This window comes from Bradyrhizobium sp. HKCCYLS1011 (assembly GCF_051167795.1).
Lineage (GTDB): Bacteria > Pseudomonadota > Alphaproteobacteria > Rhizobiales > Xanthobacteraceae > Bradyrhizobium.
This window is the reverse complement of sequence record NZ_JBNPTT010000009.1, coordinates 117,534-138,718: the sequence shown is the minus strand read 5'-3', so window position 1 is coordinate 138,718 and position 21,185 is coordinate 117,534. Positions and strand designations below refer to the sequence as shown.

The 21,185-nt window shown below is 63.8% G+C and carries 26 protein-coding genes; 16 read left to right on the top strand and 10 right to left on the bottom strand.

Annotation, left to right across the window (positions count from 1 at the left end):
• Positions 1–148: 148 nt before the first annotated feature.
• Entirely contained in the window at positions 149–2,395 is a 2,247-nt protein-coding gene (locus tag ACQR1W_RS28185) for a GumC family protein (RefSeq protein ID WP_434853858.1), read from the top strand.
• A gap of 10 nt (positions 2,396–2,405) precedes the next feature.
• Here ACQR1W_RS28185 and ACQR1W_RS28180 read toward each other — a convergent pair whose 3' ends face one another.
• Positions 2,406–3,587 (bottom strand): GNAT family N-acetyltransferase, encoded by a 1,182-nt coding sequence (locus ACQR1W_RS28180; RefSeq protein WP_434853857.1) that lies wholly within the window; start codon positions 3,585–3,587, stop codon positions 2,406–2,408.
• A gap of 256 nt (positions 3,588–3,843) precedes the next feature.
• Here ACQR1W_RS28180 and ACQR1W_RS28175 point away from each other — a divergent pair, with 256 nt between their 5' ends.
• Positions 3,844–4,911 (top strand): polysaccharide deacetylase family protein, encoded by a 1,068-nt coding sequence (locus tag ACQR1W_RS28175; RefSeq protein ID WP_434853856.1) that lies wholly within the window; start codon positions 3,844–3,846, stop codon positions 4,909–4,911.
• Here the strand turns inward: ACQR1W_RS28175 and ACQR1W_RS28170 are convergent.
• Positions 4,908–5,129, bottom strand: a complete 222-nt coding sequence (locus ACQR1W_RS28170) for a DUF2842 domain-containing protein (RefSeq protein ID WP_434853855.1) — start codon at positions 5,127–5,129, stop codon at positions 4,908–4,910. The genes ACQR1W_RS28175 and ACQR1W_RS28170 overlap by 4 nt on opposite strands.
• 101 nt (positions 5,130–5,230) lie before the next feature.
• Between ACQR1W_RS28170 and ACQR1W_RS28165 the strand changes: the two genes are divergently transcribed.
• The 5 genes from ACQR1W_RS28165 (at position 5,231) to ACQR1W_RS28145 (ending at position 8,123) form a co-directional block, all read left to right on the top strand.
• On the top strand, positions 5,231–6,316 hold the full coding sequence (locus ACQR1W_RS28165; RefSeq protein ID WP_434853854.1) for a COX15/CtaA family protein: 1,086 nt from the start codon (positions 5,231–5,233) through the stop codon (positions 6,314–6,316).
• Positions 6,317–6,871: 555 nt separating this feature from the next.
• Positions 6,872–7,099 carry a hypothetical protein gene (locus ACQR1W_RS28160; RefSeq protein ID WP_434853853.1) on the top strand — a complete coding sequence of 76 codons (228 nt, stop codon included), beginning with the start codon at positions 6,872–6,874 and terminating at the stop codon, positions 7,097–7,099.
• Between the two features lie 107 nt (positions 7,100–7,206).
• Entirely contained in the window at positions 7,207–7,530 is a 324-nt protein-coding gene (locus ACQR1W_RS28155; RefSeq protein ID WP_434854034.1) for a transcriptional regulator, read from the top strand.
• A 92-nt stretch (positions 7,531–7,622) separates the two neighbouring features.
• Positions 7,623–7,832: a BrnA antitoxin family protein gene (locus tag ACQR1W_RS28150; RefSeq protein WP_434853852.1), complete on the top strand. Its 210-nt coding sequence runs from the start codon at positions 7,623–7,625 to the stop codon at positions 7,830–7,832.
• Between the two features lie 60 nt (positions 7,833–7,892).
• Entirely contained in the window at positions 7,893–8,123 is a 231-nt protein-coding gene (locus ACQR1W_RS28145; RefSeq protein WP_434853851.1) for a hypothetical protein, read from the top strand.
• A gap of 84 nt (positions 8,124–8,207) precedes the next feature.
• Here ACQR1W_RS28145 and ACQR1W_RS28140 read toward each other — a convergent pair whose 3' ends face one another.
• Positions 8,208–8,333 (bottom strand): hypothetical protein, encoded by a 126-nt coding sequence (locus tag ACQR1W_RS28140; RefSeq protein WP_434853850.1) that lies wholly within the window; start codon positions 8,331–8,333, stop codon positions 8,208–8,210.
• 165 nt (positions 8,334–8,498) lie between these two features.
• Between ACQR1W_RS28140 and ACQR1W_RS28135 the strand changes: the two genes are divergently transcribed.
• On the top strand, positions 8,499–9,404 hold the full coding sequence (locus ACQR1W_RS28135; protein ID WP_434853849.1) for an alpha/beta fold hydrolase: 906 nt from the start codon (positions 8,499–8,501) through the stop codon (positions 9,402–9,404).
• A 270-nt stretch (positions 9,405–9,674) separates the two neighbouring features.
• On the opposite strand, the gene ACQR1W_RS28130 is transcribed toward ACQR1W_RS28135, so the two are convergent.
• The 4 genes from ACQR1W_RS28130 to ACQR1W_RS28115 all read right to left on the bottom strand — a co-directional run bounded on the left by ACQR1W_RS28130 (position 9,675) and on the right by ACQR1W_RS28115 (position 13,477).
• A complete protein-coding gene (locus ACQR1W_RS28130; protein WP_434853848.1) occupies positions 9,675–9,998 on the bottom strand; it encodes a hypothetical protein in 324 nt (107 codons plus the stop codon).
• A gap of 406 nt (positions 9,999–10,404) precedes the next feature.
• Complete coding sequence (locus ACQR1W_RS28125; RefSeq protein WP_434853847.1) at positions 10,405–11,685, bottom strand: O-acetylhomoserine aminocarboxypropyltransferase; 1,281 nt, start codon at positions 11,683–11,685, stop codon at positions 10,405–10,407.
• Between the two features lie 227 nt (positions 11,686–11,912).
• Positions 11,913–12,497 carry a CoA-binding protein gene (locus ACQR1W_RS28120; protein ID WP_434853846.1) on the bottom strand — a complete coding sequence of 195 codons (585 nt, stop codon included), beginning with the start codon at positions 12,495–12,497 and terminating at the stop codon, positions 11,913–11,915.
• A 143-nt stretch (positions 12,498–12,640) separates the two neighbouring features.
• The gene (locus ACQR1W_RS28115) at positions 12,641–13,477 is read right to left on the bottom strand and encodes an enoyl-CoA hydratase (protein ID WP_434853845.1); all 837 of its coding nucleotides are present in this window, start codon (positions 13,475–13,477) and stop codon (positions 12,641–12,643) included.
• A gap of 69 nt (positions 13,478–13,546) precedes the next feature.
• Between ACQR1W_RS28115 and ACQR1W_RS28110 the strand changes: the two genes are divergently transcribed.
• From ACQR1W_RS28110 to ACQR1W_RS28085, 6 genes are all read left to right on the top strand, one after another.
• A complete protein-coding gene (locus ACQR1W_RS28110; protein WP_434853844.1) occupies positions 13,547–13,978 on the top strand; it encodes a PaaI family thioesterase in 432 nt (143 codons plus the stop codon).
• 159 nt (positions 13,979–14,137) lie between these two features.
• Entirely contained in the window at positions 14,138–14,602 is a 465-nt protein-coding gene (gene rplM, locus ACQR1W_RS28105; protein ID WP_434853843.1) for a 50S ribosomal protein L13, read from the top strand.
• A gap of 1 nt (position 14,603) precedes the next feature.
• Positions 14,604–15,092: a 30S ribosomal protein S9 gene (gene rpsI / locus ACQR1W_RS28100; protein WP_008969724.1), complete on the top strand. Its 489-nt coding sequence runs from the start codon at positions 14,604–14,606 to the stop codon at positions 15,090–15,092.
• A gap of 243 nt (positions 15,093–15,335) precedes the next feature.
• Entirely contained in the window at positions 15,336–16,556 is a 1,221-nt protein-coding gene (locus tag ACQR1W_RS28095) for a diguanylate cyclase (RefSeq protein ID WP_434853842.1), read from the top strand.
• A gap of 46 nt (positions 16,557–16,602) precedes the next feature.
• Positions 16,603–16,857 carry a hypothetical protein gene (locus tag ACQR1W_RS28090; protein WP_434853841.1) on the top strand — a complete coding sequence of 85 codons (255 nt, stop codon included), beginning with the start codon at positions 16,603–16,605 and terminating at the stop codon, positions 16,855–16,857.
• 102 nt (positions 16,858–16,959) lie between these two features.
• On the top strand, positions 16,960–17,262 hold the full coding sequence (locus tag ACQR1W_RS28085; RefSeq protein ID WP_008969727.1) for an antibiotic biosynthesis monooxygenase family protein: 303 nt from the start codon (positions 16,960–16,962) through the stop codon (positions 17,260–17,262).
• 1 nt (position 17,263) lies between these two features.
• Here ACQR1W_RS28085 and ACQR1W_RS28080 read toward each other — a convergent pair whose 3' ends face one another.
• A complete protein-coding gene (locus tag ACQR1W_RS28080) occupies positions 17,264–18,400 on the bottom strand; it encodes an AI-2E family transporter (RefSeq protein ID WP_434853840.1) in 1,137 nt (378 codons plus the stop codon).
• 197 nt (positions 18,401–18,597) lie between these two features.
• Between ACQR1W_RS28080 and ACQR1W_RS28075 the strand changes: the two genes are divergently transcribed.
• Positions 18,598–19,371, top strand: a complete 774-nt coding sequence (locus ACQR1W_RS28075; RefSeq protein WP_434853839.1) for a gamma-glutamyl-gamma-aminobutyrate hydrolase family protein — start codon at positions 18,598–18,600, stop codon at positions 19,369–19,371.
• Between the two features lie 35 nt (positions 19,372–19,406).
• Here ACQR1W_RS28075 and ACQR1W_RS28070 read toward each other — a convergent pair whose 3' ends face one another.
• Complete coding sequence (locus ACQR1W_RS28070; RefSeq protein WP_434853838.1) at positions 19,407–20,027, bottom strand: TetR/AcrR family transcriptional regulator; 621 nt, start codon at positions 20,025–20,027, stop codon at positions 19,407–19,409.
• A gap of 101 nt (positions 20,028–20,128) precedes the next feature.
• Between ACQR1W_RS28070 and ACQR1W_RS28065 the strand changes: the two genes are divergently transcribed.
• A complete protein-coding gene (locus ACQR1W_RS28065) occupies positions 20,129–20,434 on the top strand; it encodes a YciI family protein (protein ID WP_434853837.1) in 306 nt (101 codons plus the stop codon).
• A gap of 307 nt (positions 20,435–20,741) precedes the next feature.
• Here ACQR1W_RS28065 and ACQR1W_RS28060 read toward each other — a convergent pair whose 3' ends face one another.
• Complete coding sequence (locus ACQR1W_RS28060; RefSeq protein WP_434853836.1) at positions 20,742–21,131, bottom strand: COG4315 family predicted lipoprotein; 390 nt, start codon at positions 21,129–21,131, stop codon at positions 20,742–20,744.
• Positions 21,132–21,185: the final 54 nt, after the last annotated feature.

Here is a 21,185-nt window from a genome sequence, read left to right as displayed (position 1 = left end):
ACCGGAGGGCGGCGTAGAGTACCATCTCGACGGCGTGTCTTCCCACATCGTGTTGGTTCTGGTTCCGATTAACCCGGTAGCAACCTTAATGGAGTGTAATTCTACCACGTAGAGTGGCGATGTGGCGTTGGCTTCGCGGGAGTGAGCGATGCGTTTGGCGTTTTGGCGTACCGGCAAAGATAAGGCGCAAGCCGCCGAGACCCGGGCTGCCGAGAAGATCACGCGATCCGCACAGGAGTCAGGCGTGCCGAGCGGCGATCTCGATTTGCGGCTACTTGGCCGCGCCCTGGCGCGCAAGCGCCTCTTCATCATCGTTCCGACTTTGCTCGCCTTGGCCCTTTCGATCTTTGCCGTCAATTCCGTGACGCCGCGCTACAAGTCCGAGTCGCGGATCCTGATCGACGGGCGCGAAAACGTATTCTTGCGCCCCAACAGCGAACGCAACGAAGAGCGGACCGCGCTCGATCCCGAGGCGGTGACCAGCCAGGTTCAGCTCGTGCTGTCGCGTGACCTGGCGCGTGAGATCATCAAGAACAACAAGCTTGCCGAACTGCCTGAGTTCGATCCGGTGCTGCGTGGCGTGTCGCCGCTGAAATCGGTGGCCGCTATGATCGGACTTGTGCGCGACCCGCTGTCCATGACCCCCGAAGAGCGGGTGATGGACGCCTATTACGAGCGTCTGACCGTCTATGCAGTCGACAAGTCGCGCGTCATCGTCGTCGAGTTTCAGTCGCAGGATCCCGAGCTTGCGGCGCGCGTCGCCAACGCGGTCGCCGAGGGCTATCTGGTCCTGCAGCAGAATGCGCGGCAGAATCAGGCCAAGACGGCGAGCCAATGGCTGGCTGGCGAGATCCAAAACCTGCGCAAGAAGGTCGAAGAGGCGGAATCGAGGGTCGAAGACTTCCGTGCCAAGTCGAATTCTTTCATGGGCACCAACAACACCTCGCTGTCCAACCAGCAGATGGGTGAGGTCAACACCCAGCTCAACAATGCCCGCGCCTTGAAATCGGATGCCGAGACCAAGGCACGGCTGATCCGCGAGATGCTGCAGGGCGGGCAGCCGATCGAGGCATCGGAGGTACTCAACTCCGAGCTGATGCGGCGCCTGTCAGAGCAGCGCGTGAATCTCCGCGCGCAGCTGGCAGAGCAGTCGTCGACGCTGCTCGACAACCACCCACGCATCAAGGAACTGAAAGCGCAACTGGCCGATCTCGACCGCCAGATCCGCGATGAGGCCGGGAAGATCTCGCGCTCGCTCGATAGCGATGCGCGAATTGCTGCCGGGCGGGTCCAGGAGCTGAGCCAGAGCTTGGACCAGGCGAAAAAGCAGGCGTCCTCGACCAATGGCCAGGACGTCCAGCTGCGGGCGCTGGAGCGGGAAGCGAAGGCGCAACGTGATCTGCTGGAATCGTATCTTGCAAAATATCGCGAAGCGAACACCCGCGAAAGCATCGACACCGCACCGGCGGAAGGACGGATCATTTCGCGTGCCATCGTGTCCAATACCCCGGCGTATCCGAAGAAGCTGCCGATCGTGCTGATCGCCACGTTGGCGACCTTGATGCTGACATCCGGCCTTGTGATCACCGGCGAATTGCTGCGCATCACGATGCCGTCAGGCGCTGCCGCTCCAGCCGCTCCAACGGTGCAGGCCGCCGTCATTGCGCGAATCGAGCCGATGATGATGACGGCCGCATCGGTGATGCCGCCCGCAGCCCCGGTTCCTCCGCCGGCGCCTGCATTGAAGATAGAGGTCGCACCTGCTGCGGCTCCCGCGGCCATCGAGCCCGCGCCTGAATTCAGCGAGGCCGAGAAGCTGGCCACCGACCTGCTCGGCGCCGCCGAAGGCGCTCGCAAGGTCACCATGCTCGGCACGGCCCCGGGCGAGGCGATTACTGCAACAGCGATGGCGCTGGCCCGTGCCATGGCCATGCGGGCGCGGGTGGTGCTGGTCGACCTCGCCGGATCGTCGGAGGTCATCGCAGCCGCCTCCGTCGATCCGGTCGCGCCCGGTCTGACCGAGCTGATGAGCGGCGCGGCCTCGTTCTCCAGCATCATCACCAAGGATCGGTCGTCCAAACTCCACCTCGTCAGCGCCGGCCGCGGAGACCGCACCGAACTGCAGTCGCCGCGCCTGATGCTCGCCATCGACGCCTTGCAGCGGGCTTACGACCATGTGCTGCTCGACGCCGGCAATGCCGCCAACCTGTCGGTCGAACTGCTGGCATCCGGCGCGCGCGCGGTGGTGGTGCCGGATGCCGGACTGTCCAGCGAAAGCCGCAGCCGGATGCGGGAGCAGCTGCTGGCGGTGGGCTTCGCCGCCGTCACCATGCTGGACAAGCCGATCGAAGCTCCGGCCGCCGGCTACAAGGGCAAGCGCGGCGTCGCCGCATGATCTGTGGCGCTCAGCGCAACGCGCCGCGAAGCCGTTGCGCGAGACCGAACAGCGCCGGGTTGTGTTTGACCAGATGCTTGCCGCGATGCAGGCCCGATAGCGCCATTGCCGCGAGCCAGCCGCGCGCGCTCAACGGAATGAAGCTATCGAAGATCGGCTCATCGTCCTTGCAGAACATCCGCTTATAGTCGTCCGTACCGATGCCGAGATCGAGGCGGCGATAGCCCTCTGCGGCACAATGATCGATGATGTCGCGCATCAGGATCAGCCCGGGGCTCCAGCGTGCATGCTCAGAGAGCGTGTAGGTGTTGAACATCATCGAAAAACGCTCGCCGTCGGCAACGCCGGCAAACAGCGCGATGATCTCCTCGTCGCAGTCCAGCGCATGGATCTCGATGGCGCGGCGGCCTGAAGCGAGGCGCGCTGTGCAGGCTTCGCGGACGAACGCTTCGATGCCAGGCTCGGCAAAGACATTCGGCAGCTTCTGCTCGGCCATCCGGATCGGCTTCACCTTGAAGAACCAGTCGAGCAGGCGGGCGATTTCGGCATCGGTCTCCGCGATGAGATAACGGTAGCCTGGGAGCGCCTGCAGCTTCTTCTCCTTGGCTTTCAGCTTGCGGCGGAACGAATTCGAGACGAGCGCGGTCGGGTCGGCGCCGGGCGGCATTGTCAGCACGGGGCAGCCATTGGCGGACGGCTGATACGGCAACAGCGCGAGCGGATTGGCCTGATCGCGCCAGCGCATGGGCTGCTGCGTCAAAGCCAGCACATCGACGACGTCCCGCTCGTGCAAGCCGTTGAGAAGATCATCGAGATCGCCCGCGGTCGCCGATGCGGCGAAGGCGCGGTCCCACAGGCCCATATTGAAGCTCGTGTGCTTGCCGCCCATGAAGCCGGCCACGCGCGCGCCGCAGACATGCCGCAACGCGAGCGGCAAGAGCAGCAGCGGCCGCTGTTGCGCATCCCACGCGACGATGACGAGCGGTGTCGCGTTATGCTGGGCGGCGGCGTGGCGCTGCCAAGCCTGAAGGAAGTCGAAACGCTGATAGGGGGTGGACAGGCCCGACATCTCGAGCGCGCGCCAGATCGGCTCAGCGGCTGCGAGGTCGGACAGGATGTCGACGCGCGTGATGCCTGACGTCAGCGGCTGCGCCTCGGCCGTCGGGCTCTCGATCACGGCCGCCATGGTCATCGCACAACCTATTGTTCGGGGAGTTTTGATGTTTCCACGTCGGCCGACCTTTGCAAAGAAGTGTCAACAAAAGGTAATAACAACAGGCAAACCTCGAGAGAGGACACACGGGAAGATCTTGGTCCGACGCCGGCGCGCCAAAAAGCACCCAGATCCATATGACTGAAACAATGACACGGTTGCGCCGCTTTCAATCCTGATCAGGTGGGCGTGGAGACATTCGATTCAAGTGGCCGCATCATGAGGGCGTTGGGATTTGTCGTCAGACGTTAGCTGGCTCTCGAGCCTCAAGCTCGAACTGGCCTATTTTTCCGGCCGCGCTCTGTGGGCCTCTCGCGCAGCCGGCGGCGCCGGAGTCATTCTGCGCTTCGAACGGGTCAGGCCGCGGTCTCGCGACGCCTTTCAGCCGCTGAAATCGCGCGAGATCACGCCGCTCCTTCTGGAGCGCATCATCCGCGCGCTGAAGCGTTGGGGCTATGACATCGTTTCCATCGACGAGGCCTGCGAGCGGGCGGTGCGGCTCGCGGGCCCGCGGCGCTTCGCCTGCCTGACCTTTGACGGCGCCTCCAAAGACGTGATGACCCATGCCTACCCGGTGCTCGCGCGCCACGAGCTGCCATTTGCGGTATATGTGCCGACTGCGTACCCGGACGGGCTGGGGGAACCCTGGTGGTTCGCATTGGAGGCGATGATTGCCCGCGAGGCGCGGATCAGTCTGGTGATCGACGGACGGGTGCAGCGCTTCACCGTCTTCAAGCCGGCCGAGAAACGCGAGCTCTTCACCTATCTCGCAGGCTGGCTGCGCAGCCTGCCGCCGGCCGAGCTCTCGGCTGCCTTGAAAGACCTCTGTACCCGCCATTCGGTCGATCTTGCCGCACTCTCGCGCGCCGCCGCGATGGACTGGGCCGATATCACCAGACTCGCCGCGGACCCCAGGGTCACGATCGGCAGCGCCACCGTGCATTATCCGGTGCTGTCCAACATGAAGGACAGCGACGCCTGGCGCGAGATCGCGATGGGCAAGGCGGTGCTGGAGACCGCCCTTCGACGTCCGGTCCGGCATCTCGCATTTCCTTTCGGCGAGCAAACGTCGTTTCGCCGGGCCCATGTCGTGATGGCGGAGGAGGCGGGCTTCGTCAGCGCCGTCTCGGCCATTTCCGGCGTCGTGCAGATCGAAGGCCGCACCAATCTCCACGTGCTGCCGCGGATCGCCTGGGATGGGCGCTCGCGCTCGCTGCGGGCGCTGCGCGTGCTGATGTCGGGGGCGACCTTCCCGCCGGTGGCGCCGACGCCGCATGCCAAGATTCAGGTCGAGGACGATTAGGCTTTGGGAGCGTTCGCGTCCGGGCGCAGCATCCAGCTCACGATCGGCATTGCCGGTAGCACCCAGCCCATCCCGACCACGATGTAATAGATCCATTGCAGCGTGCCGGAATTGGCGATCACCGGAAACTGCGCCATCACCATGCCCATCATCGACCAGACGAAGGCGAGCACGAGAAGCGCGATGGCGCCGAAGAATTTGCGGGTGCGGATGGTCATGACGCGATTGTAAGGGAGGGGCGGGCGAGCGCGGCTTGCGCGCGATGTCGCCGGGATTATAAGGGCTTGTCAGCCCCGGTTCAATCGAGCGTTCAACCTCCATGGCCACGGTTTCCCGCACCCAAGACCTCGCCGCGATCCGCCTCTGGCTCATCATCGTGGCCGGCCTGATCGCGCTGATGGTGCTGGTCGGCGGCGCCACGCGGCTCACCGAATCCGGGCTGTCGATCGTGGAATGGAAGCCGGTCACGGGCACCTTGCCGCCCCTGACCGAGCAGGCGTGGACCGATGCGTTCGAGGGCTACAAGGCGATTCCGCAATACCAGCAGATGAACGCCGGGATGACGCTGTCGGAATTCAAGACCATCTTCTGGTGGGAATGGAGCCACCGGCTGCTCGGCCGTGTCATCGGCATGGTGTACCTGCTGCCGTTCCTCTGGTTCCTGTGGCGTGGCGCGGTCTGGGGTCCGCTCGGGCGGCGGCTGTGGCTGATCTTCGGTCTCGGCGCGCTGCAGGGCGCGGTCGGCTGGTGGATGGTCGCTTCGGGCCTCGTCGAGCGCACGGAAGTGTCGCAGGTCAGGCTCGCCACGCATCTCGTGCTCGCGCTGCTGATCTATGCCGCCATCGTCTGGACCTTGCGCCGGCTCAGGCCGGGCGCGGAGAGCGAGGCACCGGCACGGCTGCGCCGGACTGCGAACCTGCTCGTCGTCGTCACCTTCGTGCAGCTCTATTTCGGCGCGCTGGTCGCGGGCCTGCGCGCAGGTCGCATCTACAATACGTGGCCCCTGATCGATGGCAGCTTCATTCCAGACGGCGCGTCGCTGTGGTTCGAGAGCCCGTGGTGGCGCAATCTGTTCGACAACCGCCTGACGGTGCAATTCGAGCATCGCATGACGGCCTATGCGCTGCTGCTCCTCGCCGCATTTCACGCCTTCGACATGATGCGCGCGGGCGCGGGCCGCGCGGCGATCCGCGGCGCGCACCGGCTGCTCGCGGCCGTGCTCGCGCAGGCCGTGCTCGGCATCGCGACGCTGCTGATGGTGGTGCCGATCCATCTCGCGCTGACGCATCAGGCGGTCGCCATCGTGGTGCTGACCTTGGCGGTGCTGCAGGCCGAGCAGCTCGCGCCGCGACGGATGCCGGTCCCGGTGCCCGAGGACGCCGTGCCGGTCGGGCAGCCGGGGTAGTAGGGACGCGAGCTCTTCCAAGGCAGCTTCGTCGCTTCGCTCCTCGCAATGACGTTGAAGCATACGTTCTCATCCTCGCGCAGCTTTCGCGCCGAGCTCTGCTCATCACATCACCCTCGCGATAACGAGGGCGCAGGGAAGGCCGGATGCCTGGCCGGCACCCATGGCCCGCGTGCGAAAGAAAATGCACGCGGCGGTTACCACAGGTACGGCCGAAAACACCCGGCCTTCCCCGCGCGATGGTTTTAACGGTTTCCTGCGCGCTCTCCCCGGGGATCGGCTTGATTGCCCCCGTCATCCGCGCGACGCGCAAGCGTCGTCGCAAACTTAGCGTCAGCACCGAGACGCCAGGACCACACGCCTTCGCCGTCCGTGACACGCCGCTCGTCCGCGCAAACAAGCTGCGCACGCCGCATCACGTCCACCGCATTCCTGCCCCACGCAACTGACGATCCGGATGCGCCCCTCGAGTGAACAAGAACAAAAAGGGAACATAAGCTGATTTGCCGAAATTGGCAAGCTCTTCTTTCGATTTGGTAACTTATATGGTACCATATGGGCGAGGTCAGAGAGTATCTTTCTGAAAAAGGCACGAGTCCGTTCGGGCGGTGGTTTGACGATCTCGACCCACAGGCTGCAGCGATTGTGACCATTGCGATTGGCCGGTTGGCCGAGGGTAATACGTCGAACGTCAAATCAATCGGTGAGGTGCAGCCGAGTTGCGGATCGATCGCGGACCTGGCTACCGGGTTTATTTTGGATGGCACGGCAGCGCGTTGGTGATTCTTCTGGACGCCGGCACCAAGCCGCCGGCAGCAGAGCGACATCGAGGCTGCCTTGAAGCGGTGGCGCGATTACAAGCGGCGAACGGCGGGCGAAAGGGCTTGAAAATGCCATTGACAAGGGACTTCCGCGAAACCGTGCAGGCCCGTGCCGCACGCGATCCTGCGTTCCGGGAGGCGATGTTTCAGGAAGCTGTGGAATCCTTGCTGAGCGGCGATCTCGATGGCGGCCGCGCAGCCCTTCGCAGCTACATCAATGCGACGATCGGATTCGAGAAACTGAGTTTGGCGCTCGGCCGGCCGCAGAAGAGCCTGATGCGCATGTTCGGACCATCGGGCAACCCCACGGCAGAAAACTTGCTTGGTGTGATTGGCGCGCTGCAGGCTGAGACGGGTGTGCATCTCGAAGTTCGCGCTGTCGCGGCGGAGTGACAGTTGGCAGTGGTCGAGGCATCCCTGACTGCGCGGCGCCAGGTCCCGCGGTGAAGGAGGGAGCTCTGAGGTGATCTGCCCGCAAGACAAAAGTGAGCTATCGCAAGACCGACATGGACGCGGTCTCGTATAATCCGGCTTGGACCAAGGCGACGACGGCGCGTTCCAAATCGTTCGATGAGACCTTTCCGGACCTCGCGCGGCGTGCGCGCGGACCGCAGAAGGCGCCGACCAAAACGCAGATCACACTGCGGCTCGATGCGCACGTCGTCGATCATTTCAAGGCCACCGGGCAGGGCTAGCAGACGCGGATCAATGAGGCACTGAAGAAGGCCGCGGGGCTTTAGGGGTCGAGCACCAACTTGTACGCCCGTTCCGCGCGCAAGCCAGCGCTGCTCTACGAGCCGCCGTTCACCGGCATCGCGACGATCGGGCCGGAGCATCTGTTCGCGGAGAGCAAGGTGGTCAAGCTGTTCGAGACCATCAAGGCGAGCAACGAAAGCGCGGTCGTACGGGAATATTTTGAAGGCGCCACGCGCATCGGGGGCGTGAGTTTCGATTTGGGCTGCGGATTCAATAACGCGCAGCTATAGCCCGATTGACGCAAGCTGAACGAGCCTCTCGTAGCGCGTCGCTACTCGACGACATTTCGCTCGTTGAACCGTCCCGTGACCTTCCTACCCGAGCGACTTGTTCGGCAGCATCGGCTTGATGGCAGTCCATTCATAGTTGGTGAGTTCGTAGCGCAAAATTCCCGCCCCCAGTTTGGGATATTGAATCACGGTGCGGCTGGCTGTGCGCAAAGCTCCTTGCCAAGAGTCCCGCTGCGGCGCTCATGCGGAAGCAGACATCAACCAGCCGACAATCCGACCGAAACCGTCGAAAATGACCATAGGAGACAGCCACTACGAGATCGGATAAAGTCGAAATTAGGCAGGGAAGCCACATTCAATTCATATGAGGCTGCAATGTCGATTTGCAAAACCTTTGTTTGTTCTATTCTTGCTCTGATCCTCTTGGCTCTTGGCAGCACGACCACCACGGCCGATGAAGTCAAGCGAATATCTGTCAGCGGCTACGAGCTTGCTTATGTTGAGGAGGGGCAGGGTGAGCCGGTCATCTTTGTTCATGGTGGCTTGCAAGATTATCGCATGTGGAGCGAACAGCTTCCGAAATTTGCGGCCCACTATCGCGCCATAGCCTACAGTCGCCGCAATAACTATCCGAACGTGGTGAGCCCGGAAGGAACGCCGGACAGCGCGGCGGATGTGCACGGCGAAGATCTCGCCGCCTTCGCACGCGCACTCGGTTTCTCCAAGATCAGGGTCGTAGCGCATTCATCGGGCGCACACGCCGCGCTTTTTTTCGCAGCGACACACCCAGATATGGTTGTTAGCCTCGCGCTCAATGAGCCGCCCGCAATGGGCATCCTAAACGGCGTGCCCAACGGAACGGACATTTTGAAGGAGTTTGTTGGAAAGCAGGCGCCCGCCAGAGAGGCTTTCAAGGCCGGCGATGTGCAGCGAGGCATCCCTATGATCGTGGATGGTATCGGCGGTCCGGGAGCCTACGAGCGTCGGTCAGACGCCCACAAGAGGATGAACTTCGACAACGTCGCTTCGTATCAGGCGGATGCGACCACGAAACGGCCGCGACCGGTTTTCACCTGCGACATGGCCAAGAAAATCACTGCCCCCACGCTCTTGTCCAATGCCGAACGAAGTCCTCCTGTGTTTCACCTGGTCATAGATCAGTTGGAACGTTGCTTGCCCAATCGCGAGAGAGTTGAGATCGCCGCAAGCTCGCATACTGTTCCACGGGAAAATCCCGACGCGTACGATCAAGCCGTCCTTGCCTTCATGGAGAAACACTAGCGTCACGTTTGCCCCGCTGCGGTGCAAGACGGAGGCGGCCCTTCGCCACATAAAGCGCTGCCAGACGGCGTCGGTCGGTAACAGGGCTCGCGGACCTAGCCTTCGTCGCACCAGGCCGCCGGATTTATGGGTACGCGGCCCAGCCGCGAACGGTGTCGCACGATGTTGCGATTACAGCTGTTCGCGCGGCTGAAATTTGCACGATCTGTGATCTGCGTGGGGGCAGAGGTGGTATCTGCAAGCCGATCGTTTCGATGCGAGCCTGTCGGCTCAGCAATACCCATACACCCCGCACGCATAGGGCAGGCGCCAGATGTAGCTGGGATAGCCTCCGCCGCCGTAATAAGGACCCTGATAGTCGTAGGAGAAGGCGCGGCCGTAATAGCCCGGCAGTTCCTGACGGCCGAGCAGCAGCGGGGTCGAGGGTGTCATCGGCGAGATCAGCGTCTCGTCCTGTTCGACCACGACCGGAGGGGGTGGGGGGGCCTTCACCGCCCTGCGCGCCTTGTAATGCACGTTCGGCAAATCGGCGGCGAGCGTCGCGCCATTCACGGCGACGGCCGCCAGCAAGATGAGGATCACAATCGATCGCATCGGTCGTCTCCCGCGCGGTGAGTCCGTATGGGCGGGGAGAATGGGTCGCGTATGGTTAACGAATGGTGACCGGGCTCTGCCGGCATCTAGGTGATCCGCGGGCTAACGAGCTTCGAGTTTCGTCCGAGCTGCCCGACGACGCCTGAGCCGTCCCGGCGAACTCGCCTCATACCCTTTCCCTCCCCCAGGCGGCGGGCTTATCGGATATAACGAGGGATCTCGGGGCCTCATGGTTCGAGACGCGCCGCAAGCGGCGCTCCTCACCATGAGGGCCTAGAGTCTTGATGAGGGGCTAGAGTCTTCCCGCGAGACAAGTCCTCATCCTGAGGAGCCCGCCAAGGGGCGGGCGTCTCGAAGGATGGCAGCGAAGATGCCGGTGGAGCGATTGCTTGCCAGGAGCTCGCCTCTACGCGCTCAGCGCCTGTTCGAGATCGGCGATCAGGTCTTCCTTGTCCTCGATGCCGACGGAGAGCCGGACGATGTCGGGGCCGGCGCCGGCCCTGATCTTGGCGGCGTCGTCGAGCTGGCTGTGCGTGGTCGAGGCCGGGTGGATCACCAGCGAGCGGGTGTCGCCGACATTGGCGAGATGCGAGAACAGCTTCAGGTTCGATACCAGCCTGACGCCGGCGTCGTAGCCGCCCTTCAGCGAGAAGGTGAAGACCGCGCCGGCGCCCTTCGGGCAATATTTGCGCGCCAGGTTATGGCCCTTGTCCTCCGGCAGGCCGGCATAGCTCACCGACGCCACCGCCGGATGGCGGTTGAGATATTCGGCGACCGCTTTGGCATTGTCGCAATGCTTCTGCATGCGCAGCGGCAAGGTCTCGATGCCCGTGAGGATCAGGAAGGCGTTGAAGGGCGACAGCGCAGGTCCCAGATCACGCAGGCCCAGCACGCGGCAGGCGATCGCGAAGGCGAAATTGCCGAACGTCTCCTGAAGCCTGATGCCGTGATATTCGGGGCGCGGCTCGCTCAGCATCGGATATTTGTTGCCCGCCGCCCAGTCGAAGGTGCCGGCATCGACGATGACGCCGCCGATCGAGTTGCCGTGGCCGCCGAGAAACTTGGTCAGCGAGTGCACGACGATGTCGGCGCCATGATCGATCGGGCGAATGAGGTAGGGCGTCGCCAGCGTGTTGTCGACGATCAGCGGCACGCCGGCATTGCGAGCGACCTGTGCGATCGCCTCGATGTCGGTGACGGTGCCGCCGGGATTGGCCAGCGACTCGATGAAGATCGCCTTGGTGCGCGGGCTGACTGCGGCCTCAAAAGTCTTGATGTCGTCGGTATCCGCCCACACCACGTTCCAGCCGAAGCTCTTGAACGAATGCGTGAACTGGTTGATCGAGCCGCCATAGAGCTTTCGCGCGGCGATGAACTCGTCGCCCGGCCTGAGCAGCTGATGCAGCGCGATCACCTGGGCGGCATGGCCCGAGGCGACCGCGAGCGCCGCGGTGCCGCCTTCGAGCGCGGCGACGCGCTCCTCCAGCACCGCATTGGTCGGATTGCCGATGCGCGTATAGATATTGCCGAACGCCTGCAGCCCGAACAGCGAGGCGGCGTGGTCGGCGTCATTAAAGACAAAGGACGTGGTCTGATAAATCGGCGTGGCGCGCGCGCCCGTGGTCGGGTCAGGCTGGGCGCCGGCATGAATGGCAAGGGTGGAAAATCCCGGAGTACGGTCGGTCATTCTGCTTCCTTCACCTTGAGAGCCCGCCGCTTGAAATTCGGCGGCATGCGCGGCGCGTGGCGGTCGGGCGATGTTGGTGGCCGGCGGCGGTATCGTCGCTCCGTCCTTCCGCGCGGGACAATTGCGTCAGGGTGAGGCGCCGTCAAGGCGCGCTGCAACGATGGGTCGGATTTGAAATGCGCTGCTATGTCGCACGATCCGCGCGACACGTTCTTTTCGTCAATTCCTTAACTTGGCTCGTTCCTGTTCTTCGCAGCGCGATCGGACGCCGATGTCGCGGCACCGCCGAGGCTCGTGCGATTGAGTGACAATCGCATGCCTTGGGTCGGGATCGGCGCGCGCTTGGAGCTGATGGTGCGCGAGTTCACGCCCATCCAGGAAATCTCCGACGACAGCCGGCCATATTCGATCTTGGGACAGCGGTTCATGACGACCTTGAGGCCTGCGGCTTCCGCCTTCGCGGCCGCCTCATCATCGCGGGCACCGAGCTGCATCCAGATCACCTTCGGCAGCGGCGAGAGTGCGAGGGCTTCGTCGACCACCGGCATGATGTGCGCCGAGCTGCGGAAGATGTCGACCATGTCGATCGGACGGCCGATGTCGGCGAGCTTCGCCACGAACGGGCGGCCCATCAGGCTCTTGCCGACATGGCCGGGATTGACTGGGATCATGTCATAGCCGCGCTGCACCAGATATTTGAACGCGAAGAAGCTCGGCCTGATCTCGGAGGGCGATGCACCGACCATGGCGATCACCTTCACGCCATTGAGGATGCTTCGGATGTAGTCGTCATCGTAGCTGTCGTGATTCATAATGTGCGATTCTGTTAGTTGGTGTCATTCCGGGATGCGCCGTAAGGCGCAGGCCCGGAATCCATACTTCCGATCGTGGTTATGGATTCCGGGCTCGCGCCTCACGGGCGCCCCGGAATGACGAAAGGAAGGCGCATGCGAGATCACTCATCCCGCCAGGTCGGTGCGCGCTTCTCGATGAAGGCGCCGATGCCTTCCTCGGCGTCGCGGGCCAGCATGTTCTCGGTCATCACTTCTGCCGCATAACGATAGGCATCGGCAAGGCTCATCTCGGCCTGGCGATAGAACGCCTCCTTGCCGAGCTTGACCGTATAGGCGGATTTGCGCGCCACCTGCTGCGCCAGCGCGATCGCGGCGTCGCGCTCACCGCCGGCCGGCACCACGCGGTTGACCAGGCCGATCTCGCGGGCGCGCGCGGCCGAGACCGGCTCGCCGGTGAGCAGCATCTCCATCGCCTGCTTGCGCGGCACGTTGCGCGACAGCGCCACCATCGGCGTCGAGCAGAACAGCCCGATATCGACGCCTGGCGTGGCGAAGCTCGCCTGCTCCGATGCCACGGCGAGATCGCAGCTTGCCACGAGCTGGCAGCCGGCTGCGGTGGCAATGCCCTGCACGGCGGCGACCACCGGCTTGGGCAGATGCACGATCGCCTGCATCATCGCGCTGCAGGCGTTCATCAGAGTAGCGAAATAGGCGCGGCCGCGGTCAGCGCCGGTCCGATGGGCGGTGAGCTCCTTGAGGTCATGGCCTGCGCAGAAGGCCGGGCCGTTGGCCGCGATCACCACCGCGCGCACCGCTGTGTCGGTGCTGATCTCGGCGAGCGTCGCATGCAGGCGCGCGATCAGATCCTCGGACAGGCTGTTGCGCTGCGCCGGGCGGTTCAGGGTCAGCACCGCGACATTGCCGGCGATCTCGCGCAAGAGGATCGCGCCTGAGGTGGCGGGCGCAGCGGCGGCATCGCGAGCGGCTTGAGCAGGCATCGGAATTCCCTGTGGCGTCGATCGGAAGCTAATGTAACAGAAGGCCGATAGACAGAGCAGGGGGGGCACATGGCGGATGCGAAGATGAGCGTAGCGGAACTCGAAGCGTTCCTGCACGCGGAATTCCCGCAAGCCTTCACTCTGGACGGGGACATCCAAATCGAAGAGGCCGACGGCGACAGCTGCCGGCTGCGCCAGCGCTTCCATCACCGGATGCTGCGCCCGGGCGGCACCGTATCCGGACCGACGCTGATGGCGCTGGCCGACTTCGCGATGTACGTCGTGCTGCTGTCGGCGATCGGGCCCGTCGGCCTCGCGGTCACCACCAATCTCAACATCAATTTCCTGCGCAAGGGCGCAGCCGGTGAGGATGTGCTGGCCGTGGCCAAGCTCCTGAAGCTCGGCAAGCGGCTCGCGGTGGGTGAAGTGACGCTGCTCTCAGGCGATTCGCCCGACCCGATCGCCCACGTCACCGCGACCTATTCCATTCCGAACACGTGATGTTTTTGCAGGTATTATTGAACCATATTTATAACCTATTGATATGTATTGTGTATTTTTCTCGATTGGACGTTGACGATGGCGCGCGGCTTCTCTAGAACCTGCGGCCAAGTCGGCGCTGATCATTGCGCCGCGATCTCCCTGTCACGGATAGTTCTCATGAAAACCTTTTCGGCCAAGCCCGCCGAGGTGCAGAAGAAGTGGGTCGTGATCGACGCCAAGGGTCTGGTGGTCGGCCGTCTCGCCTCGCTGGTCGCCATGCGGCTGCGCGGCAAGCACCTCCCGACCTATACGCCTCATGTCGATTGCGGCGACAACGTCATCATCATCAATGCAGCGCACGCGGTGCTCACCGGCCGCAAGCGCGAGCAGAAGGTCTATTACAAGCACACCGGCTATGTCGGTCACGTCAAGGAGCGCACCGCGCGCCAGATCCTCGAGGGGCGTTTCCCCGAGCGCGTGCTGGAGAAGGCGGTCGAGCGCATGATCCCGCGCGGACCGCTCGGCCGGGTGCAGATGGGCAATCTGCGCGTCTATGGCGGCCCTGATCATCCGCACGAGGCGCAGAACCCCGAGAAGATCGACATCGCCAAGTTGAACCGCAAGAACACGAGGGCTGCATAAGATGGCCGAAAGCATCCAGTCTCTCGATCAGCTGTCGCAGCTGAAGGGCGCCGTCGGCACCACCGCTGCTGACGCTCCGAAATACGAGAAGAAGATCGACAAATACGGCCGCGCCTATGCCACCGGCAAGCGCAAGGACGCGGTCGCCCGCGTCTGGATCAAGCCGGGCTCCGGCAAGGTCACCGTCAACACCCGCGACATCGAGATCTACTTCGCCCGTCCGGTGCTGCGCATGATGATCCAGCAGCCGCTGGTCGCTGCCGCCCGCGCCGGCCAGTACGACGTGATCTGCACGGTCGCCGGCGGCGGGCTCTCGGGCCAGGCCGGCGCGGTGCGCCACGGCCTCTCCAAGGCACTGACCAATTTCGAGCCGGAGCTGCGCAGTGTGCTCAAGAAGGGCGGCTTCCTGACCCGCGACTCCCGCGTGGTCGAGCGCAAGAAGTACGGCAAGGCCAAGGCCCGCCGGTCCTTCCAGTTCTCCAAGCGCTGATCGGGATACCATTCGCCGCGGTTGCGCGGCGCTGCTCAACGGGCGCTCCTTGCGGAGCGCCCGTTTTGTTTTGAACCCTGTTTGTCGTTTTTTATCGAACAAATTGCCGTCGAGTTGAGCCGGATTTTTCGCGAAAAGTTGGCTTCGCGCGCAAACCTCTTTCGAACAGACCGCCCGGTAGTTTGGATCGCGGAAAGGCTCCGCTAACCGAACATTGCGCTGCAGTAGCAACCGAGGAAGATGATGGCGCTGGACAGCCTCACGCTTTATATCGTGGCCACGATGGTTGCGGCCCTGCTCGGGGTCATGCTGCTGTTCTTCGGCCGCGAGCAGAACATCGCGGCATTGCGCTGGTGGGGCGCGGCCTATGTGCTCGGCTCGGTGTCGGTCGCACTGTGGACCGTGATCGGCGACCGCTTCGGCGAGGTGGTGCCGATGCTGTTGAGCGCGGTCGGCCTGATCGCCTCGGCGATGGTCTGGAACGCCGCACGCGTGTTTCACGGCAAGCCTCCGAGCCTCGCCGGCCTCGTGCTCGGCGCGGTCGTCTGGATCGCGAGCGGCATGCTGCTCGATCCGGCGGCGCATACCCAACGTCTCACCATCGGGGCCAGTCTGGTCGTGATCTATGCGACGCTGACGGCTGCGCAATTGTGGCAGGAGCGCCGCGCCAGCCTGCAGCGACGCTGGCCGGCGGTGCTGGTACCGGCCCTGCACGGCTTCGTGCTGATGCTGCCGATCCTGCTCGGCCACGTCCTGCGCGACGCCAATGGCGCATTCTCGACCGCCTGGGTCACCATCTTCTCGATCGAGCTCGTGCTTTATGCGGTCGGCACCGTCTTCATCATCTTCATGCTGGTCAATGAGCGGGTGGTCAGCGCGCATAAGCGCGCCGCCTCGATCGATCCGCTGACGAGTCTGCTCAACCGCCGCGGCTTTGCCGACGCCTGCGCGCGGCTGATCGAGCGCGAGGCGCGCGAGGGCCGGCCGGTGACGGTGCTGATCTTCGACATCGATCATTTCAAGTCGATCAACGACCGGTTCGGCCATCCTGCAGGCGACGAGGTCCTCAAACTGTTCGCAACGGTCGTGGTCAACAATCTGCGCATCACCGATCTCTCGGGGCGGATCGGCGGTGAGGAGTTCGCAGCACTTTTGCCCTGTACGCTCGAAGAAGGCGTCGTGGCCGCCGAGCGGGTGCGCGAGGCGTTCGCGGCGTCCGGCATCGTCTGCGACGAGGGGCCGGTCGACACCACGGTCTCGACCGGCGTCGCCGGCGGTCCCGCCGGCACCGAGCTCGAAGTGCTGCTCGCGGCGGCCGACACCGCGCTCTACAAGGCCAAGCGCACCGGCCGCAACCGCGTCGAAACGGCGTCCGAATTGCCGCTGTCGCTCGATCGCTTCCGCCGGCAACGGGCAGCGCTATCCACCCCGGTGCAGCCGGATCAGCTGATCGCGCCGACGTGAAGCCTTGTCAGCGTTGCGGTAAGGTCTGATTAACCAGCGCTGCCCCATGCTCGCCGTCATGATCGGAGCCCAAGCCCAATCTCAAGACCATTCTGCGCTCACCTCGCTCGAGGCGGAGGCCACCGCCGCGCGCAGCGGCTTTGCCTGCCTGTTCTCCAGCGCGGATGAATTTGAGCAGGCGCTCATCGTGCGCCGCCGCGCCGAGGGCCGCTATCGCCAGCCGTTCCGGCACTGGCCCGTGCTCATGTTCGTCGGCTGCGCGATCATCGTGGCCGGCGCGGTGTTGCTGTTCCATCCGTAACCGGAAGTATCGGCCGGCGGAGCGATCATGTGCACGCCCGGCCTTTTGCTTGCGCCTGCACTGCGTTACACACGCCTCCTGAATTCACGGAGGCAAAGCAAGATGATCACCGAAATCGCCCAGATCGAGGTCAAGCCCGGCTCGGAGAAGGATTTCGAGGCCGCGGTGGCGAAGGCGCGGCCTCTGTTCCTGCGCGCCAAGGGCGCCAAGGGCGTCGAGCTGCACAAGTCGATCGAGAAGCCGCAGCGCTACCGGCTGATGGTGAAATGGGAGACGCTGGAAAACCACACCGTGGATTTCCGCGGCTCGGAGGACTTCACCGCCTGGCGCGCGCTGGTCGGGCCGTATTTCGCGAGCCCGCCGGAGGTCGAGCATACCGAGACCGTGGTGACCTCGGCCGAATAGATCAGATCGCGGCGGCCGGGTCCTCGGCCGCGCGATCGGTCTTGAAATAGTCGATCATGACCTTGGCGATCGCGAGCAGCGGCAGCGCCAGGGTCAGCCCCCAGATGCCGAACACGATGCCGAGCAGGATCTGGAACGCAAACAGCGTCGCGGGCGGAATGTCGAGCGCCTGGCGCTGGATCAACGGCGTCAGCACGTAGCTCTCCATCGCGTGCACGCCGAGGAACAAGACCGCGGCGCTGGCCGCGGCCACCCAGCCCGAGGCGAGGCTCGCCAACACCACGATCAGGCCGGCGACGATGGCGCCGACCGTCGGCACGAACGCAAGCAGTCCGGCCTGGATGCCGAGGATGAATGCGCTCTGGATGCCGATGATGGTCAGTCCGATCCAGGTGACCAGGAATACCGCGAACATCGTGATGATCTGGGCGATGAGCCAGCGCTCCAGCGTGTCGCTGATGCGGTCGACGATCACGGTGGCCTCGTCGCGATATTTCGCAGGCGCCAGGAACAGGAGCCCGTGGCGATAGACCGACGGCTGCGCGGCGAAGGCGAGGCCGAGGAACAGCACGATGAAGATGTTGCCGACGGCGCTGATGGTGCCGAGCAGAAGCTTCAACGTCTGGCTCACGATCGCGCCGCCGCTCGAGGCCAGCGCGCTGGGCGAGGGCAGTCCGCCCGGCAGTCCGTGGGACTGCGATGCGGCGGGGGCCGTTCCTTCCGAGGCCGAGGATGCCGTATTGCTGAAGTCGAAATAGCTGGTGTCGATGCCGTGGCTGTCGAGGAATGCCTTCACATTGCCGAGCTGGGACTTGATGGTGTCGCTCAGCACCTTGGCCTGATCGGCGATGGTGGCGCCGAACAGGAACACGACGCCGGCGAGCAGCAGCGCCAAGGTCACGCAGACCATCATGAGCCTGATGGCGTGCGGCCAGGGCAGCACGTAGCCGAGCCGGCTGGTCATCGCGTTCAGCGCGACGCCGAGCAGCATGCCGGCGAACATCAGGAAGATCGCGGCGGAATAATACCAGGTGAATGCGAGAGCCGCGATGCACAGCACCACGCCGATGCCGCCGACGGCGATCGCCCAGGCCATGTCGCTGCGGGCCTGCAGGCGCGGTTCGGGCGGAACGAGCATGGAGCTTCCTTCTCAAGGGGTGCTTGCAGAGATGGGCGAAAACCGGGTCCGGATCAAGCGGCATGGCCGCGCCGGTTTGCCGCGACTGCTGCAGGTTGCCCTGAAACGGCATTGCCGTTCCGCGCGTTCAGGTGTTGATCGGGCGCCGCGACGCAGGCATGATTTGTGCTTCTTTCGGGAGAAACGGATCAAGGATAATGAAACGTCCGGTGGTCGGCGTCATCGGCAACGCCCATCGCATCGAGAACAGGTTTGCGGTTCAGATGGTCGGCGAGCGCAATCTGAGCGCCGTGGCCGAGGTGTCGGGCGCATTGCCGCTGATGTTCGCTGGCCGGCCTGAGGTCACCGACATCGGCGCGCTGCTCGATATCGTCGACGGTATCGTGCTGACGGGCGCCCGCGCCAATGTGCATCCGAGCCGCTTCAACACCGAACCGAGTTTGAAGCACGAACCCTATGACATCAGTCGCGACGAGGTCGCCCTCAAGCTTTCGGAAGCCTGCGTGGCGCGCGGCATCCCGCTGTTCGGCATCTGCCGCGGCCTACAGGAGATGAACGTCGCCTTCGGTGGCTCGCTGCACCCGGAGATTCGTGAAATTCCGGGTCGGATGAATCACCGCATGCCGCGGCTCGAGAACGGCGAGATCCATCCCGATCCGACCGTCATCTTCGCCGATCGGCACGAGGTGAAGCTGACGCCGGGCGGCGCGTTCGCGACGATCCTCGGCTGCGACACCATCAAGGTCAATTCGCTGCACGGGCAGGGCATCCTGCAGCCGGGCGCGCGCGTGGTGATCGAGGGCATCGCCGAAGACGGCACCATCGAGGCGATCCGAATTGCGGATGCGCCGAGCTTTGCGCTCGGCGTGCAATGGCATGCCGAATATGATCCGCAGAAGAACCCGATCAACCGCAAGCTGTTCGAGGCGTTCGGCGCGTCGCTACGGGGCTATTCCAGCACTGCTGCTTGAGATGAGGCGCAGTCACAAGCCGCCTCGTTGGCGCGTCACGTTTCGTCCATTCGTCCGGTGAGCTGTGAATCGATCAGCGCGTTGGCGGCCCAGGAAGCCGCGGCGGCAGGCCCCTTGCGGCCGCCGAGGGTCTGGCTGCTCGCATAGGCGCCGTCGACGATCAGAAACAGCGCGTCAGCCAGCCGCGCGGCATCGCGGACCCCGATCGCCGCGACCAGGTCTTTGAGACGATCTCGCATTCGTTGCTTGTTGGCGGCTGCGATCCTGTGTCCTGGATGCGAGGAATCGGGAAATTCGGCTGCGTAATTGATGAACGGGCAGCCGCGATATCCTGGCGTCGTCGTACGATCAGCGATGGTGTCGATGAGAGCCGTGAGCTGCGCGCGGGGATGTCCTGCCTGCTTCGCCAGCAGCCGGTCGAGCATGCGCCAATACGTCTCGTTACGATCTTCAAGATAGGCAACGATCAGATCGTCCTTCGACTCGAAGTTCCGATAGAGCGTGATCTTCGAAACGCCGGCCTGCTTGACGATCGTCTCCACGCCGACCGAGCGGATGCTCTCGTTATAGAACAGCTCAGCGGCCGCATCGAACACGCGCTCGCCGGCGCGCTTGTCGCCTGCACCTTTTTCCGTCCGCGCCGTTGGCTGCCTCACGGTCTCTCCATCGCTTGACATGTTACCGACCGGTTCGTAACATAGCAAAAGTCGGCGCTGGGGTGAACGGTTTTCGTCCAAGATTGGGGAGGCGTTGCGCGATGAAGTATTTCTTCCTGGAGGGAGAGCATCTCGTTCCCTTCGAGCAGCGCGATCCGGATATGATCGCAGCGCATCGCCGGTTTCTGCAAAAGGGTTACGACGAGGGCCGCTTCCTGCTGAGCGGGCCCAGCATTCCGCCGACCGGCGGCGTGCTGATTGCGCGCGCTCAATCGCGCGAGCAACTCGACGAATTCCTGGCGGAGGAGCCGTTTTGCAGGGCGAAGCTGATGCGCTTTTGCAGGGTCATCGAGTTCGACCCGGTGCAGCATCAGCCCGTTCTTGCCGCGTGGTTTGACGCCATCTGAGCCTGGCGGGCGATCGTAGCGATCCGGATTGCGGAGATGTCAGGCTTTGCGCTCTGCGGGCCGGAGGCGCCGAAACGCGATCCGCAGACCAATCGATCTGGAAGCAGGTTGGGGCGGCCTGGCGCGGGCCCCGTCAGCTGGACCAGCCCCTCAGCAGCTTCGTTGGCGAACTACACTTGCTACATCATAGCTGATCTGAAATCGACCTTCCTTGCGCGTCATTCCGGGCTCGTGCATTCGCGGGTCCGGAATGACGGCGGGGAGATGCTCAGTAAGACCGTCCACCTTACGAGCTAAGAGCATCCCCTCACGGCTTCGCCAGATGCCAGGCGCCGTTGAAGAAGCCGTCGCCGGTGACGTCGCCAGCCTTCTGGTCCTTGGCGAACGTATAGAGCGGCTTGCCCTTGTAGGCCCACTGTTTGGAGCCGTCGTCGCGGGTGATGATGGTGTAGCCGCCGCCCGGTTGATCGCTTGCGCTCGCCTTCAAGACCGGCCAGTTTGTGGCGCATGGTCCGTTGCAGGCCGACTTGCCTTCGCTGTCCTTGTCGAAGGTGTAGAGCGACATGCCGCTGACGTCGGTCAGGATCTCGCCCTTTGCGCTGCTGCTGGTCTTGGTCGGAGGTGCCGCGTTCGCAGTTGCGATCGCGGCGAGCGAGGTTGCCGCAACAAGCAAACTCATCGTTGAAAGCCGGGTCATATCAATGTCCTCGTGAAAAGTGATCGCAGAGATAAAAACGCCCAGCGAGGGTTT

Excerpts from the sequence above, each read along its gene's own strand:
- ACQR1W_RS28185 (WP_434853858.1), top strand. The coding sequence starts at position 149 with ATGCGTTTGGCGTTTTGGCGTACCGGCAAAGATAAGGCGCAAGCCGCC.
- ACQR1W_RS28180 (WP_434853857.1), bottom strand. The coding sequence starts at position 3,587 with ATGACCATGGCGGCCGTGATCGAGAGCCCGACGGCCGAGGCGCAGCCG.
- ACQR1W_RS28170 (WP_434853855.1), bottom strand. The coding sequence starts at position 5,129 with ATGACCATCCGCACCCGCAAATTCTTCGGCGCCATCGCGCTTCTCGTG.
- ACQR1W_RS28165 (WP_434853854.1), top strand. The coding sequence starts at position 5,231 with ATGGCCACGGTTTCCCGCACCCAAGACCTCGCCGCGATCCGCCTCTGG.
- ACQR1W_RS28160 (WP_434853853.1), top strand. The coding sequence starts at position 6,872 with ATGGGCGAGGTCAGAGAGTATCTTTCTGAAAAAGGCACGAGTCCGTTC.
- ACQR1W_RS28155 (WP_434854034.1), top strand. The coding sequence starts at position 7,207 with ATGCCATTGACAAGGGACTTCCGCGAAACCGTGCAGGCCCGTGCCGCA.
- ACQR1W_RS28135 (WP_434853849.1), top strand. The coding sequence starts at position 8,499 with ATGTCGATTTGCAAAACCTTTGTTTGTTCTATTCTTGCTCTGATCCTC.
- ACQR1W_RS28130 (WP_434853848.1), bottom strand. The coding sequence starts at position 9,998 with ATGCGATCGATTGTGATCCTCATCTTGCTGGCGGCCGTCGCCGTGAAT.
- ACQR1W_RS28125 (WP_434853847.1), bottom strand. The coding sequence starts at position 11,685 with ATGACCGACCGTACTCCGGGATTTTCCACCCTTGCCATTCATGCCGGC.
- ACQR1W_RS28120 (WP_434853846.1), bottom strand. The coding sequence starts at position 12,497 with ATGAATCACGACAGCTACGATGACGACTACATCCGAAGCATCCTCAAT.
- ACQR1W_RS28115 (WP_434853845.1), bottom strand. The coding sequence starts at position 13,477 with ATGCCTGCTCAAGCCGCTCGCGATGCCGCCGCTGCGCCCGCCACCTCA.
- ACQR1W_RS28110 (WP_434853844.1), top strand. The coding sequence starts at position 13,547 with ATGGCGGATGCGAAGATGAGCGTAGCGGAACTCGAAGCGTTCCTGCAC.
- rplM (WP_434853843.1), top strand. The coding sequence starts at position 14,138 with ATGAAAACCTTTTCGGCCAAGCCCGCCGAGGTGCAGAAGAAGTGGGTC.
- rpsI (WP_008969724.1), top strand. The coding sequence starts at position 14,604 with ATGGCCGAAAGCATCCAGTCTCTCGATCAGCTGTCGCAGCTGAAGGGC.
- ACQR1W_RS28095 (WP_434853842.1), top strand. The coding sequence starts at position 15,336 with ATGGCGCTGGACAGCCTCACGCTTTATATCGTGGCCACGATGGTTGCG.
- ACQR1W_RS28090 (WP_434853841.1), top strand. The coding sequence starts at position 16,603 with ATGCTCGCCGTCATGATCGGAGCCCAAGCCCAATCTCAAGACCATTCT.
- ACQR1W_RS28085 (WP_008969727.1), top strand. The coding sequence starts at position 16,960 with ATGATCACCGAAATCGCCCAGATCGAGGTCAAGCCCGGCTCGGAGAAG.
- ACQR1W_RS28080 (WP_434853840.1), bottom strand. The coding sequence starts at position 18,400 with ATGCTCGTTCCGCCCGAACCGCGCCTGCAGGCCCGCAGCGACATGGCC.
- ACQR1W_RS28075 (WP_434853839.1), top strand. The coding sequence starts at position 18,598 with ATGAAACGTCCGGTGGTCGGCGTCATCGGCAACGCCCATCGCATCGAG.
- ACQR1W_RS28065 (WP_434853837.1), top strand. The coding sequence starts at position 20,129 with ATGAAGTATTTCTTCCTGGAGGGAGAGCATCTCGTTCCCTTCGAGCAG.
- ACQR1W_RS28060 (WP_434853836.1), bottom strand. The coding sequence starts at position 21,131 with ATGACCCGGCTTTCAACGATGAGTTTGCTTGTTGCGGCAACCTCGCTC.